Annotated in this window: 13 protein-coding genes and 1 rRNA gene; 11 read left to right on the forward strand and 3 right to left on the reverse strand. The window is 63.5% G+C overall.

From position 1 onward, the window contains the following. Nucleotides 1-30: 30 nt before the first annotated feature. From rrf to KUL93_RS09570, 11 genes are all read left to right on the forward strand, one after another. Nucleotides 31-144: ribosomal RNA gene (rrf, locus tag KUL93_RS09520) — 5S ribosomal RNA — on the forward strand. Nucleotides 145-329: 185 nt separating this feature from the next. Next, nucleotides 330-587, forward strand: a complete 258-nt coding sequence (locus tag KUL93_RS09525) for a hypothetical protein (protein WP_217126819.1) — start codon at nucleotides 330-332, stop codon at nucleotides 585-587. Between the two features lie 146 nt (nucleotides 588-733). Next, nucleotides 734-2,245: an FAD-linked oxidase C-terminal domain-containing protein gene (locus KUL93_RS09530; RefSeq protein ID WP_217126820.1), complete on the forward strand. Its 1,512-nt coding sequence runs from the start codon at nucleotides 734-736 to the stop codon at nucleotides 2,243-2,245. A 16-nt stretch (nucleotides 2,246-2,261) separates the two neighbouring features. Beyond that, the gene (gene glcE / locus KUL93_RS09535; RefSeq protein ID WP_217126821.1) at nucleotides 2,262-3,344 is read left to right on the forward strand and encodes a glycolate oxidase subunit GlcE; all 1,083 of its coding nucleotides are present in this window, start codon (nucleotides 2,262-2,264) and stop codon (nucleotides 3,342-3,344) included. A gap of 3 nt (nucleotides 3,345-3,347) precedes the next feature. Continuing rightward, nucleotides 3,348-4,592: a glycolate oxidase subunit GlcF gene (gene glcF / locus KUL93_RS09540; protein WP_119334310.1), complete on the forward strand. Its 1,245-nt coding sequence runs from the start codon at nucleotides 3,348-3,350 to the stop codon at nucleotides 4,590-4,592. Between the two features lie 33 nt (nucleotides 4,593-4,625). Continuing rightward, nucleotides 4,626-5,546, forward strand: a complete 921-nt coding sequence (gene dapF / locus KUL93_RS09545) for a diaminopimelate epimerase (RefSeq protein ID WP_217126842.1) — start codon at nucleotides 4,626-4,628, stop codon at nucleotides 5,544-5,546. Between the two features lie 9 nt (nucleotides 5,547-5,555). After that, the gene (locus tag KUL93_RS09550) at nucleotides 5,556-6,275 is read left to right on the forward strand and encodes a DUF484 family protein (protein WP_217126822.1); all 720 of its coding nucleotides are present in this window, start codon (nucleotides 5,556-5,558) and stop codon (nucleotides 6,273-6,275) included. Next, entirely contained in the window at nucleotides 6,253-7,317 is a 1,065-nt protein-coding gene (locus KUL93_RS09555) for a tyrosine recombinase XerC (protein ID WP_217126823.1), read from the forward strand. Before KUL93_RS09550 ends, KUL93_RS09555 begins: the two co-directional genes overlap by 23 nt. Next, nucleotides 7,289-8,479 (forward strand): class I SAM-dependent rRNA methyltransferase, encoded by a 1,191-nt coding sequence (locus tag KUL93_RS09560; protein ID WP_217126824.1) that lies wholly within the window; start codon nucleotides 7,289-7,291, stop codon nucleotides 8,477-8,479. Before KUL93_RS09555 ends, KUL93_RS09560 begins: the two co-directional genes overlap by 29 nt. 87 nt (nucleotides 8,480-8,566) lie before the next feature. Then, nucleotides 8,567-9,646 (forward strand): aromatic ring-hydroxylating oxygenase subunit alpha, encoded by a 1,080-nt coding sequence (locus KUL93_RS09565; RefSeq protein WP_217126825.1) that lies wholly within the window; start codon nucleotides 8,567-8,569, stop codon nucleotides 9,644-9,646. Between the two features lie 9 nt (nucleotides 9,647-9,655). Beyond that, nucleotides 9,656-11,359 carry a putative bifunctional diguanylate cyclase/phosphodiesterase gene (locus tag KUL93_RS09570; RefSeq protein WP_217126826.1) on the forward strand — a complete coding sequence of 568 codons (1,704 nt, stop codon included), beginning with the start codon at nucleotides 9,656-9,658 and terminating at the stop codon, nucleotides 11,357-11,359. Here the strand turns inward: KUL93_RS09570 and KUL93_RS09575 are convergent. The 3 genes from KUL93_RS09575 to KUL93_RS09585 are packed head-to-tail and all read right to left on the reverse strand — an operon-like array spanning nucleotide 11,302 to nucleotide 14,103. Then, on the reverse strand, nucleotides 11,302-11,694 hold the full coding sequence (locus tag KUL93_RS09575; RefSeq protein WP_217126827.1) for a hypothetical protein: 393 nt from the start codon (nucleotides 11,692-11,694) through the stop codon (nucleotides 11,302-11,304). The two genes, KUL93_RS09570 and KUL93_RS09575, sit on opposite strands and share 58 nt — an antisense overlap. A gap of 6 nt (nucleotides 11,695-11,700) precedes the next feature. Next, the gene (gene ruvB / locus KUL93_RS09580) at nucleotides 11,701-12,771 is read right to left on the reverse strand and encodes a Holliday junction branch migration DNA helicase RuvB (RefSeq protein WP_217126828.1); all 1,071 of its coding nucleotides are present in this window, start codon (nucleotides 12,769-12,771) and stop codon (nucleotides 11,701-11,703) included. A 3-nt stretch (nucleotides 12,772-12,774) separates the two neighbouring features. Then, a complete protein-coding gene (locus KUL93_RS09585) occupies nucleotides 12,775-14,103 on the reverse strand; it encodes a nitronate monooxygenase (RefSeq protein ID WP_217126829.1) in 1,329 nt (442 codons plus the stop codon). Nucleotides 14,104-14,105 lie beyond the last annotated feature (2 nt).

The following is a 14,105-nucleotide window of genomic DNA, read 5'->3' on the forward strand; positions in this document are numbered from 1 at the left end:
GCCGTTCCAAAGCGTCACACCAGCTTCGAGTCTGACGACCATAGCGCCTTGGCACCACGCCTTCCCATCCCGAACAGGACCGTGAAACAAGGCAGCGCCAATGATACTGAGGCACCCCCTCGGGAAAGTAGGTCATCGTCAGACTCAATCCAACAATCCAACAATCCAACAACCAAAACCAGTCAATCCCATACACCAAACGCCCATCCCAAAAAGATGGGCGTTTGACTTTTACGTCGCAATGTATCCTGACCCCCTAAGCGTAACTGAAGACTGGGAAACCCGTACAATTCGAAGCGGTGTGCTTTACTCGTGAGTCCATGTCATAAATGGATTTTCGCACGCGGTTCCTTGCGTACTACCGCTACTTGAAAACGACGGACCGGAAGTGGTACCGCCATTCGATCGCCGTGCTGCTGATCATCGGCGGTCTGCTCGGTTTTCTTCCGGTTCTCGGTTTTTGGATGTTACCGCTGGGGTTGAGTCTGTTGGCAGTCGATTTCCCGATCGTGCGTCGGTTCGTTCGCCGTAGCTATGTCGCTTTCGGGCGAGCAATCGTCAAAACCCGGCAACGGCTGCGGCGTTAACTTGCACCGGTTTTGGGGTACGGAGCGCGGTGCAAAAGGTCTTTTACGCGAAATTGCGGTACGATACCCGCATGATGCGGATGGTGGGTACAAACGGGGGTGCCGTGTTTTGCGATCCCGTGATCGATCGGGGATGGGAGGAAAGGATGGAGGCGGTTGTCGATCGGGCGCGCGCCTGGGCGCAGACGGAACGCCATTTCGAAGTCGATGCCGAGCAACTCCGCGCGTGCTTGCTCGCGGTGTTGCCAGCGGATCGGGTGTTGTGCGCACCTGAAGAGTTGGCGCCGTACGAATGCGACGGTTTGTCGGTGTTTCGCGCACAGCCACTGGCGGTAGTGCTGCCGCAGTCGGAAGACGAAGTGGTTGCGGTGCTCAAGGTGTGTCACGAGATGGGGGTGCCGGTGGTGCCACGCGGCGCGGGCACGGGGTTGTCCGGTGGGGCGATGCCCCATCCGCAAGGGGTGGTGCTCTCGTTGGCGCGCTTGAACCGGATTCTGGCGATCGACCCGGTCGCGCGAACGGCTCGGGTGCAGCCAGGCGTACGCAATTTGGCGATCAGTGAAGCAGTGGCGCCCTACGGGCTTTACTATGCGCCCGACCCATCGTCACAAATCGCGTGCACGATCGGGGGGAACGTTGCCGAAAACTCGGGTGGCGTGCACTGTTTGAAGTATGGCTTGACGGTCCATAACGTGCTTGCGGTGCGTGGGTTTACGGCAAGTGGCGAACCCGTGGCGTTTGGGAGTGTCGCGCCCGACGCGCCGGGTTATGACCTTCTGGCGCTGACGATCGGTTCGGAAGGGATGCTTGCGGTGGTCACCGAAATCACCGTGCGCCTCTTGCCCAAACCGGTCGTGGCGAAGTGTCTTTTGGCCGCGTTCGATTCGGTTCGAGCCGCCGGGGAAGCGGTTGCGGCGGTGATTGCGGCGGGGATCATTCCCGCGGGGCTGGAGATGATGGATCGTGGCGCGACGGTGGCGGTGGAGGATTTCATCCATGCGGGTTATCCCACCGACGCGGAAGCGCTGTTGCTGTGTGAAGCCGATGGGACCGAAGCCGAAGTAGCCGAAGAGATCGCGCGGATGAAAGCGGTGTTGGAGGCGCACGGGGCCACAGAAATCCGTGTTTCCCGCGACGAGGCGGAGCGGCTGCGCTTCTGGGCGGGGCGCAAAGCGGCGTTTCCTGCGGCCGGACGTATTTCGGCCGACTACTACTGTATGGATGGCACCATCCCGCGCCGCGCGATCGGTGCGATGCTCGAAGCGATTCGTGAGATGGAGTCGCGCTACGGGTTGCGTTGCCTCAATGTCTTTCACGCCGGCGATGGCAATTTGCACCCGCTAATCCTGTTCGATGCCAATGTCCCCGGGGAATGGGAGCGTGCCGAGGCGTTCGGGGTGGAAATTCTCGAACGCTCGGTGGCGCTGGGGGGGACGATCACGGGAGAACACGGCGTCGGAGTCGAGAAGATCAACCAGATGTGCGTGCAATTCACGCCCGAAGAGCGCGAGGCCTTTTTCCAGATCAAAGCGGCGTTCGACCCGGACGGTGTGTTGAACCCGGGAAAAGCGATCCCGACGCTGCACCGTTGTGCCGAGTATGGCAAGATGCGCGTCTCTGGGGGAGCGTTGCCGTTTCCCGAACTTCCCCGTTTTTGAGTGACCGGGGCATGGTATGACAGACGAAACCCAACAGCGCATCATCTCTGAGTGGCAGAAACGATTGCATACGGCACGCGAACGGCGCCAGCCCGTCCGTATCCGCGGCGGCGGGAGCAAAACGCACTTGCCGTGGTGCAGGATACCCGATGAGGCCGTTGTGATCGATACGCGTGCGTGGCGTGGTGTCGAGCGCTACGAACCCACCGAGTTGGTGGTGACGGTGCGCGGTGGAACCCCACTGGACGAGGTCGAGGCGCTTCTTGCCGAGCGCAATCAGTGGTTGCCATTTGCCCCCCCGCGTTTTCGCGCCGGAACGACGATTGGCGGTGTCGTCGCGAGCGGCCTGTCCGGCCCCACCCGCCTTGGGCACGGAACGGTGCGCGACGCGGTGCTGGGGGTTCGGTTGCTCGATGGTCGGAGGCGTGTGTTGCGTTTCGGCGGCGAAGTGATGAAGAACGTCGCCGGGTATGACGTGTCGCGGCTCTTGGTTGGGTCGTGGGGCACGCTGGGCGTGCTGCTTTCGGTTTCGCTCAAGGTGTCGCCCGTGCCACCGGCATCGGCAACCCGCCGTTTCGCGATGACGGCTGTGGAGGCGAGTAGGCAACTCAACCGCTGGGCGGGGCAGCCGTTGCCGCTTTCGGCAGCGCTGTGGGCAGACGGGACGCTTTGGGTGCAACTGCATGGCGCAAGAGCGGCGGTCGAGGAAGCTGGCGTTCAGATCGGGGGCGAGCGGGTTGCTGAAGACGAAGCCGACGCGTTGTGGCAGCATGTCCGTGACCACCGCGAACCACTCTGGGCGGTACCCGACGGCTTGGTGTTGTGGCGCCTGTCTGTACCGCCAACGGCGCCGATCACCGAGGTTGGTGCCCGTTTCTGGTTCGAAGGGACTGGAGGGATTCGCTGGGTGGTCGCGCCGCCTGACTGGGATGGTTTCGCGTACGCCGCGCAACTGGGCGGCTGGGCGTGGCGGTGGCAAGGCGCAGCGTCGCGCTGGATGAGCGCGCGGCCTGAAACGGTAGCGGCGATCGAAGCGCGCGTGCGCGACGTGTTCGACCCCGATCGCCTCTTCGGCGACGGCCCGTTCGGGGAGGGGTGAGCGATGCAAACCCATCTCGCGCCATTTGCCCAAGCGTTGCCGGAAGCGGCAGAAGCCGAGGCGATTCTGCGCAAATGCGTCCATTGCGGATTCTGTACCGCAACCTGTCCCACCTACCAGCTGTTGGGGGACGAGCTCGACGGGCCGCGGGGGCGTATCTACCAGATCAAAATGGTGCTCGAAGGGGCGCCGGCAACGCGCACGATCCAGCACCATTTGGATCGCTGTTTGACGTGCCGATCGTGCGAAACCACCTGTCCGTCTGGAGTGACCTATCACCGCTTGCTCGACATCGGGCGTGCGGTGGTCGATGCTCAGGTGCCCCGGCCAAAGGGAGAAGCGTGGGTACGCAAAGCGTTGGCATGGGGACTGACCAACCGGCCGCTTTTCACCGCGGCGCTGCGCGTTGGTCAAGCGGTGCGGCCGCTTCTGCCCAAAACGCTCGCACAACAGGTGCCGCCTAAGGAGGCCCCTGGGCCGTGGCCGGTCCGCGACCATCCGCGGCGTATGTGGGTCGTGACCGGCTGCGTGCAACCGGCGCTGAAACCGGGGATCAACGCGGCAACCGCCCGGCTTTTCGACGCGCTGGGGATTACGCTGACGCCTGCGCCCGACGCCGGTTGTTGCGGCGCAGTCGAGCACCATTTGGGAGAAAACGAAAAGGCACTGGCGCGCGCACGGCGTCATATCGATTGGTGGTGGCCGAAGCTCCATTCAGGCGAAATCGAAGGGGTAGTGGTCACCGCTAGCGGTTGTGGAGCGCACGTCCGCGACTATGCCGCGCTGTTGGCGCACGACCCCGCGTACGCGGAAAAGGCGCGTTTCGTCGTCGAGCGGGTGTGGGACCCCAGCGAGGTGGTGGCGCGCTTCGAGGCGGATCTGTTGGCGCGTCTGGGTTCGGTGCCGCCCGGTTCGCGCGGGGTGGTCGCATTTCATGCGCCCTGTACGCTTCAGCACGGACTCAAGGTGCGTGGCGTGGTGGAACGGTTGCTGACGCAGGCCGGTTGGGTGGTGCCGCCCGTGCGCGACGCTCACCTCTGTTGTGGTTCGGCCGGCACCTACAGCCTCTTGCAACGCGAAATCAGTGCGGCGCTCAAAGCGAACAAATTAGAAGCGCTGGCGGAAACGCGAGGGCAGGTGATCGCGACGGCCAATATCGGGTGTTTGGTCCATCTGCAAAGCGGTACGGCGTTGCCGGTGAAGCACTGGGTCGAGTTGCTCGCCGAGGCGTTGCCGTCTGCTGCATAGGAGATTGACGTGGCGCAATGGCAGTTTGCGAAGATGCACGGGCTGGGCAACGACTTCGTCGTGCTCGATGCGGTGCGTCAAGCGATCGCGCTCACCCCTGATCTGGCGCGACGGATCGCGGACCGGGCGTTTGGGATCGGGTGCGATCAGATCCTGCTGGTCGAGCCGCCCCCGGACGAGACGGTCGATTTTCGCTACCGGATTTTCAACGCCGATGGGGGCGAAGTCGAACAGTGCGGGAACGGGGCGCGCTGTTTTGCCCGTTTCGTCTTCGATACGGGGCTGACGCAAAAACGGGTGATCCGCGTGCTGACCCGTTCCGGTGTGATCGCGCCGCGGCTCAATGACGACGGCTCGGTGACGGTCGATATGGGGCCACCGCGTTTTTTGCCGTCGGAAATTCCGTTCGTGCCGCAGGCGGCAGACCCGGAGTCTGCCGAGGCGTGGGCGACGTTGCGTTCAGCTGATGCCGCGCCCGCAGTGACCCCGTTGCGGGTCGGTGACGAGCGGTTGCTGGTGAGCGTCGTCTCGATGGGCAACCCCCATGTGGTGCTCGTGGTCGGGGATGTGCGCACCGCGCCGGTGGCAACACTGGGGCCGGCGATCGAACGCCACCTGGCTTTCCCGGCGCGGGTGAATGTCGGGTTCATGGAGGTGGTGACGCCGCAGCGGATTCGCTTGCGGGTTTTCGAACGCGGCTCGGGGGAGACGTTGGCGTGTGGCACGGGGGCATGTGCTGCGGTGGTAGCTGGAATTCGCCGCGGTTTGCTGCAAAGTCCCGTGACGGTGGAGACACGCGGCGGGACCCTGACCGTTGCGTGGGCTGGCGGCCACGCGCTTCAGCCTGAGCCGGTGTGGATGACCGGGCCGGCGGTGACGGTCTTTCACGGTACGTTCGATCCGGATCAACTGGTGCCACGCCCCACATGGGACGTGGCCTCTGAGCCAGATTGAGCGCGGGCGATGGGCAGGGAGCGACTGCGGCGCGTGCGCAACGCCCGTTTGCGACGCCGGCGCGCAGTAACCGGCAGGGTGGCGCTTTCGGCGCGCGCGGTGAAGCGTTATCTTGCCGACCACCCCGCCTTTTTCGTTCGGGAAGCCAAATGGTTGGCGACCCTGCGCTTGCCGGATGGGACGCCGGCCGATGTGATCTCGTTGGCGCATCGGCAAGCGACCCAACTGCGACACGAACGCGACCGTTTGGCGGCGCAACTCGCCGAATGGGAAGCGATCGTACGCGCCAACGACCGATTGGCGCGGCAGGTGGTTGCGCTCTTGGTCGCGCTGCAGAGCGCCTTGACACCGCAGGCGGTTCGAGAAACGGTGCTGGCGTGGGCAACGCGGGAGTTTGCTTTTCCCTGTGTCCGTTGGTGTGAGGCGCTGCCGCTTCCCTTGCAACGGTGGTTGGGATTGCGCCCGGTACGCGCTGCGGCATTGCCAGCGGACGCAACCTTGACGGCGTGGTTCGGGGCATCTTACGGCTCGGCAGCGCTTTTGGTGATCGAAGCGGGGCAATGGGTGCTGTTTGCGCACACGGCCTCGGACTATTTCGACGAACGCAACGGTGTCCTTTTCTTGGAACAGATTCGGGCGGGGATCCGCGCCGCGTGGGCACGGGTGGAAGGAGCGGGGCGAACAGAGGACGCAGCACGGGGGGCAGGTGGCGCGACGTTCGATTCGTGACGATGGGCGCGTCGGGCAGGTAACGCCGCGGACGGGCGCAGCGCCGGGCGCGTTGGACGGTCTGCCGCCGCTTATCGCGGCGTGGTTGGACTATCTTGCGGTCGTGCGCCGCGTTTCAGCGTACACGCATGCGGCGTACGCGCGGGAGATCGCGCACCTCGTGGCGCTCTGCAACGGGGCGCTTGGCGAGGTGACCCCTGCTGCGATCCGCAAAGCGATCGGCACGGCGCACGAAGCGGGGTTGGCGCCCCGGTCGCTGGCGCGGCGCTTGTCGGCGTGGCGCGCTTTTTACCGCTGGGCATGTACGCATGGCCATTTGGCGGTCGATCCCACCGTTGGGGTTCGGCCACCGAAAAGCGATCGCCTCTTGCCGAAAGCGTTGCCCGTGGATGAGGCGATGCGCTTTCTCGACGCACTGAGCGCGGCCCGTCCGCAGCCAACGCCGCAGCAACCGGAAGGAGGGCGCGCCGAAGCACTTTGGGCGCGCGACCGGGCGCTGTTCGAGCTCCTTTATGGGTGCGGCTTGCGGGTGGGCGAGTTGGTCGCGCTCGACCACGACGACCCGGAGTGCGATTGGACGGCCGGACGGATCGTGGTGTTGGGTAAGCGCCGCAAACGCCGCTGGGTGCCGGTGGGTCGCATGGCGCGCGACGCGGTGCGGGAGTGGTTGCGTTTTCGTCCGCTCCTGGCGGCAACCGATGAGCGGGCGCTTTTCGTCTCCGAGCGCGGCAGGCGGCTTTCGCCGCAAGGGGTGGCGTCGCGGTTGGCCTACTGGTCGGAACGGCTCGGCGTGGGGCAGCGGCTCCATCCCCACATGTTGCGTCACAGTTTTGCGAGCCATCTGTTGCAGTCAAGCGGCGATCTGCGCGCGGTGCAAGAGTTGCTGGGCCATGCGTCGTTGGCGAGCACCCAGATCTACACGAAACTCGACGTGCAGCATCTGGCGCGGATTTATGACACCGCACACCCACGCGCACGGCGCAGGCAGCGCGAAAGCGCGGTAGAATCGCCCCATGGCCGATCTGATTCTGAAACCGGGTAAAGAGCGCGCCGTCCAGGCGCGTCACCCGTGGATTTTCGCCCAAAGCGTCGCCAAAGTGGTGGGGCGCGTCGAAAATGGTGGCACGGTGCGCGTCTGTGCGCACGATGGTACGCCGCTTGCCCGCGCGGGCATTTCCTTCACCTCTGGGATTCGCGCGCGCATCTGGCGTTTCGAGCCGGATCAACCGGTCGATCACGCCTTTTTCCGCCGTCGGGTGGCGCAAGCGGTGGCGTGGCGCGCACGCCATCCGACATTGGCGGGGCAAAGCGGGGTGCGTTTGGTGCATGGCGAAGCCGACGGTCTGCCCGGGGTGATCGTCGACCGCTACGGAAGTGTTGCAGTTTTGCAGATCACCTTTGCGGGGGCGGAGCGGTGGCGTGACGCGATCGTCGAGGCGCTCGTTCGCGCCTGTCCCGATTTGTGCGCGGTTTATGAGCGTTCCGATTCCGAGGTGCGGCAGCGCGAAGGGCTGGCGCCCCGTGCGGGGCTTCTCTGGGGGACGCTGCCCGAGACGGTGACGATCGACGAATATGGGGTGCGCTTTGCCGTCGATATCGCTGAGGGGCACAAGACGGGGTTCTATCTCGACCAACGCGAGAATCGCCGTCTGGTGCAACAACTGGCAAGCGGCATGCGGGTGCTCAATACCTTCTGTTATACCGGGGGGTTTTCGTTGCACGCGCTCAAAGGGGGCGCAGCGGAGGTCTGGTCGGTCGACTCCAGCGCGCCCGCGTTGGCTGGGTTGACGAAAAACCTTGCGCTCAACGCGGAGCTTCCGACGGATCGATCCCGTGTGCTCGAAGCGGACGTCTTTTCGGGGCTGCGGGAATGGTTTCAGGCAGGCGAACGGTTCGATTTGGTGATCCTTGATCCCCCGAAGTTTGCCCCTTCGGCAGCGCACGTGCCGAAAGCAAAGCGCGCGTATCGGGACATCAACCTCTTTGGGATGCGTCTGGTGCGTCCCGGCGGGTACTTGATGACCTATTCCTGTTCCGGTGGGATCGGCGTCGAGGAGTTTCAGGCGTTGGTGGCAACGTGCGCGGCAGAGAACCGCCGCAGCGGGCAGATCGTTGCCCGCTTGAGTGCGGGGGCCGATCATCCGATCGGTTTGGGGGCGCCAGAGGGCGAATACCTCAAAGGGCTGTTGGTGCGGCTCGACTGACCGGTTTTTTGTGTTAGATCAAAGCGCTGGGTGGTGATTTGTGGTACGATCGCCCGCTTTTCTGGAATGTCTGCGCGGAGGTCTGTGATGGGGCAACTGCAATTTCCGGTTTCCTGGTATTTCGACGAGGCGCTCTACCAGAAAGAGCTCGAGGTGCTGTTCCAAAATGGGCCAGGGTATCTCGGGCACGAACTGATGGTGCCAGAGGTTGGGTGCTACCGGGCGCTCGAGCAGTTCGATGAAGGGATGGCGCTTGTGCACGACCGCGACGGGGTGCATCTGCTCTCCAATATCTGCCGCCATCGTCAGGCGATCATGCTGCGCGGCAGCGGCAAGACCGAGCAGATCGTCTGCCCGTTGCACCGTTGGAGTTACGCGCTCGACGGACAATTGATCGGTGCGCCCCACTTCCCGGAGAATCCATGCCTCAATTTGACGCGCGAGGCGGTGCAGAATTGGCACGGGCTGCTCTTTCGCGGGCCGCGCAATGTGCTCGCCGACTTAGCCGATATGAAGCCGCAATTCGCGGACCGGTTCGACTTTTCCGGATACAAGCTCGATCGGGTGGTGGTGCACGAATGCCAGTACAACTGGAAGACCTTCGTCGAGGTCTATCTCGAAGATTACCATGTGGTGCCGTTCCACCCGGGGTTAGGGAATTTCGTCGATTGCACTCAGCTCGAGTGGCAGTTCGGGGCGTGGTATTCGGTGCAACGGGTGGGGATCACGTCGCTGGCGCGCGCCGGTTCCCCGACCTACGAAAAGTGGCACCAGGCGGTGTTGGCCCACTATAATGGCCAATTGCCGGAAGATGGTGCGATCTGGTTGATGTACTACCCCAACGTGATGGTGGAGTGGTACCCCCATTCGTTGGTGGTGAGTACGCTCTGGCCGATGGGGGTCGACAAGACGTTGAATTTGGTCGAGTTCTATTATCCCGAAGCGATCGTCGAATTCGAACGCGAATTCGTCGAAGCCGAACAGGCTGCCTATATGGAGACGGCGGTGGAGGACGACGAGATCGCCGAACGGATGGATCGGGGTCGGAAGGTGTTGTGGCAAGAGGGGCGCAACGAGGTGGGGCCCTATCAGTCGCCTTATGAGGATGGGATGCCGCACTTCCACGCGTTCTATCGGCGGGTGATGGCAGACTATCTACCGGAGTAGAGGCCGAACGTGATCATCTTTGGTATCGATGCCGCGCAGCAACACCAAACGCTCGCGGCGTTTTTTTCGCTACCAGACAATTTGGCGCTGACGCTGGACGCTGAAGACCGCGTCGTTGCGGCAAGCGCTGGGCTGTTGGCGCTCATCGGTTTTGAGGAACGCGGGGTGATGGGGCAGCCGTTCGGGGCGCTACTTTTCGACGCCGACCGTTCCTCTGTGGCTGCGCGGTTGCAGGAGGCGCGCGAACAGGGGGCGACGGTGCGCTTTTCCGCGCGGTTGCGCTGCAGCGATGGGCGCTTCGTTGGCTTGGCTTGGTCGGCGATCCAAGCGGGCTCCGAAGGGTGGTTGGTGCTCTCGGCGCATGAAGTGGGCGTCAATCTCGACAACGCGGCGCGGTTGGCGCCAGAACTGACCGACCGCTTGACCGGGTTGCCGGCGCTTTCGCTCTTTTTGCAGCGGGTCGATCATGGGCTGCAGCGCCTGCGCCGCAACCCTTCGGCGCGGTTTGCGGTGGTGAGTCTGGGGCTTGATCGCTTCCATCTGGTGAATCACCGCTTCGGTTACTGGGCGGGAGATCTGCTGCTTACCGAGGTGGCGCAGCGGTTGTTGCGCAATGTGCGCCCGACCGACCTGGTGTCGCGGGTGGGCGGCGACGAATTCTGCGTGTTGTTGGAAGATGTCCGCGACGTCGCAGCGCCGTTGCGCGTGGTCCAGCGGTGGCGGGCGGGTGTGGCGGTGCCGTTTCGCGTCGGCAACCACGAGCTTTCGTGGGGGTTCTCCGCGGGGGTTGCGGTGGTCGATCAGACGGCGCTTTCGGGGGCGTCCTCACCCCTTTCCAGCGAAGCGATTCTTTCGGAAGCGCAGCTGGCGATGCGCGAAGCAAAGCGTCAGGGGGGCGCGGCGACAGTGATCTCCGACCCGGCGCTTCATCTTACGGTGCAGCAACAGTTCGAAACGGAGGCCGAGCTGCGCGCTGCAATCGAAGCGGAGGCGTTTGAACCCTATTACCAGCCGATCGTCGATCTGGAGACGCGCACCGTGGTGGGATTCGAAGCATTGGTGCGCTGGCGACATCCGCGGCGCGGTGTGTTGCCGCCGGCTGCGTTCCTCGAGGTTGCCGAAACGAGCGGATTGATCGACGCGATCGGCAAACAGGTGATCACCAAGGCGCTAGCGGCGTTGCGGACCTGGCATGCGGCGCTCGGTACCGCCACCGTGACGCTTGCGGTGAATGTTTCGCCGCGGCAACTGCTTGCGCCCGGTTTTGCCGACTGGTTGCTGGCCGCCGTCACAGCAAGCGGCGTGCCCCCCGAAACGGTGAAGGTGGAGATCACCGAATCGGCGGTGCTCGATCAGGGCGAGAAGACGCTCGCGATTCTTTCCCGGTTACGGGGCGTTGGGTTACAGGTGATGCTCGATGACTTCGGTACCGGTTTTTCGTCCCTTTCGTGCCTCTACCAGATCCCCGCGCAGGCGATCAAGATCGACCGCAGCTTTGTCGCGGCGATCGATACTCAGCGCGGGTACGATTTCGTCCGGGGGGTGGTCGATTTGGCGCATGCGCTGGGGCTCGACGTCGTGTGCGAAGGGGTCGAGACCGAAGCGCAACACGCGCAGTTGCGCGCGCTGGGCGCGCGTTGGGGGCAGGGGTATCTCTATTCGCGTCCCGTGACTTCGGACCAGGCGTTGGCGATGCTGCTCTGTGGACAGTGAACCGTTCCTTGCCACGCGGTGAGCGGCCCGTATGGCGCGAACGCCGAGACGGCAAGGAGCAGTGTGAAACTCCCGGCAACGAGCGCAAACTGCACGCGATGCCAATGCGGCGGAGCGGTGTGTAGCGCATCGGCGCGGGCACGGCGGATCATCCGCCACCCTGCAACGGCAAGGAGTAACAGCGCGCTACCTGCCACGCGCGCCAAGAGCGGCGTCAGGAGCCAGCCGCATCCCGGCGCGAGCCGGTCCGGCATTTCGAACGACGGCGCAAAGAGCAGCAGATACCCGCCGGAGAACAAGGTAAAGAGCCAAGCAAGCGCCAGAAAGGTGCGCATGGTCGCTCACGGAAAGCGGGCGAAATCGTCCGGAACGGGAAAGAGCGTGGGCTGAAAGGGTGCGTTGGCCTCGCTACGTTCTGAGGGTGGTGTCAGGCCAAAATGGCGATAGACCGCCGCGGTGGCGACGCGGCCGCGGGGGGTGCGCTGCAGGTAGCCCTGTTGGATCAAGTAGGGTTCGATCACGTCTTCGATGGTGTCGGGAGCTTCACCGATTGCCGCGGCGACGTTTTCCAAACCCACCGGGCCACCGTCGAAGCGTTCGATGATCGCGGTAAGGAGCTTTCGGTCCATCACGTCGAGCCCAAGGGGATCGACATCCAGAAGGGTCAAGGCCTCTTGCGCGATCGTGGCGGTGATCGTGCCGTTGGCCTTGACTTGGGCAAAGTCGCGAACGCGCCGCAGTAACCGGTTCGCGATGCGTGGGGTCCCGCGGGCACGGCGAGCGATTTCGAGCGCTCCGGCGTCGTCGATCGTCACGTGCAGGAGCCGCGCCGAGCGGAGCACGATCTGCTGCAGCTCTTCGGCGCTATAGAATTCGAGCCGCGCGACGATCCCGAAGCGGTCGCGCAGCGGGTTGGTGAGCATCCCGGCGCGGGTGGTCGCGCCAACAAGCGTAAAGGGGGCAACGTCGAGCTTGATCGAGCGCGCAGCAGGCCCTTCGCCGATCACGATGTCGATCTGGTAATCCTCCATCGCCGGGTAGAGGATCTCCTCCACCACGGGAGAGAGGCGGTGGATTTCGTCGATGAAGAGCACGTCACGGGGTTGCAATGTGGTGAGGATTGCGGCAAGGTCCCCGGCGCGCTCGAGCACCGGGCCAGAGGTTTGGTGAAACCCTACGCCGAGTTCTTCGGCGATGATGTGCGCAAGGGTCGTTTTCCCTAGACCGGGCGGGCCGAACAGCAAGACGTGATCCAGCGCGTCGTTGCGTTGCCGCGCCGCTGCGATGAAGATCGCAAGCTGCTCGCGGGCTTTTTGTTGTCCGGTGTAGTCGCACAACCGCTTGGGCCGTAGGGCCCGTTCGAAACGTTCATCGCCTGCGAGTGGTTGGGGCGCGATCAGCCGCTCGTTCATCGCTCAGACGTCGTTGGCAAGCGTTTCCGGCGCAGCCGCCCGTCCTTTCACCTGTTGTGGCGGTTGCGGCTCGGGATCCGGCAAACGGATTTGGTGTTCGGTACTGTATTGATAGTCTTTGAATACGTGCTCGGCGGTGAGGAGTTGATAGCTGCCGTCCGGATAGCGGCGCGTGGTGTCCTTGAGGCGGTACACATAATGGCCGCAGGTCCACACCTTGAAGTTGCGCATGTGGGTGCACAGGCACGTTTTGTCCCAGACGTGGAGCTTTTCCCCCGGGGGGGTAGTTTCCACAGCGCGGTTATAAGCGTCGATATAGGCGCAGTGGCCGTTTGCATCCAGCAGATAGCCGTACGATTCGCAGTTGGGGCGAATGCCGCTGCCGATCGCGGGGCTCGATTTGAGCATCCGCATCGGGTATCCGGTGGGAGAGATGGTATTGACTACGACGTCTTCTTCGTTGGCTTTGAAGTATTCTTGTTTGACGTCGTCAGGAAGGCCGCACTCTTTGGTGACGGTGAAGCGGGTCGCAACTTGTACCGCCGCAGCGCCCATTTCCAGGTATTCCACCGCGTCGGTGCCGGTGAAGATGCCGCCTGCGGGGATCACGGGGATCGCTAGGTGGTTTTCCGCAAGATAGCGCAACACCTCGGCGGTGATGGTCTTGAGGTCGTACTGCGCCCAGTCAAGGCCAAACCCGAGGTGACCGCCCGCCAGAGGGCCTTCGACGACGACGTAGTCGGGTAGTCGCCCGGTGCGGCTGTTCTTCTTGAGGAAGAGCGCGAGCGCCCGTACCGAGGAGACGATGATCCCAAGTTTAGCGTCGCGAAAACGCGGGTGCGTTTCGATGAGCGCAAAGCTGCCAAGGTGCAGCCCCGCCGAGAGGGTGATGCCGTCGATTCCCGCATCGAGCGCTGCTTCCAGGCGCACCTTGAGTGTCTCTTTCGGCGCGCCCATGGTGAGTTTTTCCATGCAGTTGATGAAAACCATCCCCGCACCCGTTTTGCGCGCCATCGTTTTTTCGACGTGGAGTTTTTGCGCTTCGCGTACCATCCCGAGATCGAATTTCACCGCCGATTTGTCGCTGTTTTTGACGTTGTATTTGTACTTTTTGAGTTTTTCTTTGGTGAATTCGGTTTCGTAACGTCGGTCGGTGACCGTGGGGACCATCGCGTCGGAGATGTGGCCGATGCCGCCCAATCGGGCGACTTCGAGCGCAAGATCGGTGTTGGAGATGTCTACCCCCATGCCGCCCAGCATGAGCGGCACCAGCTCGGGGCCGCGGCCACCGAACCGCAAGCGGAAGTCGTCGAGTGCGCGTCGTGTGGTCATGC

The sequence above is a fragment of the Hydrogenophilus thiooxidans genome, assembly GCF_019049855.1.
Lineage (GTDB): Bacteria > Pseudomonadota > Gammaproteobacteria > Burkholderiales > Rhodocyclaceae > Hydrogenophilus > Hydrogenophilus thiooxidans.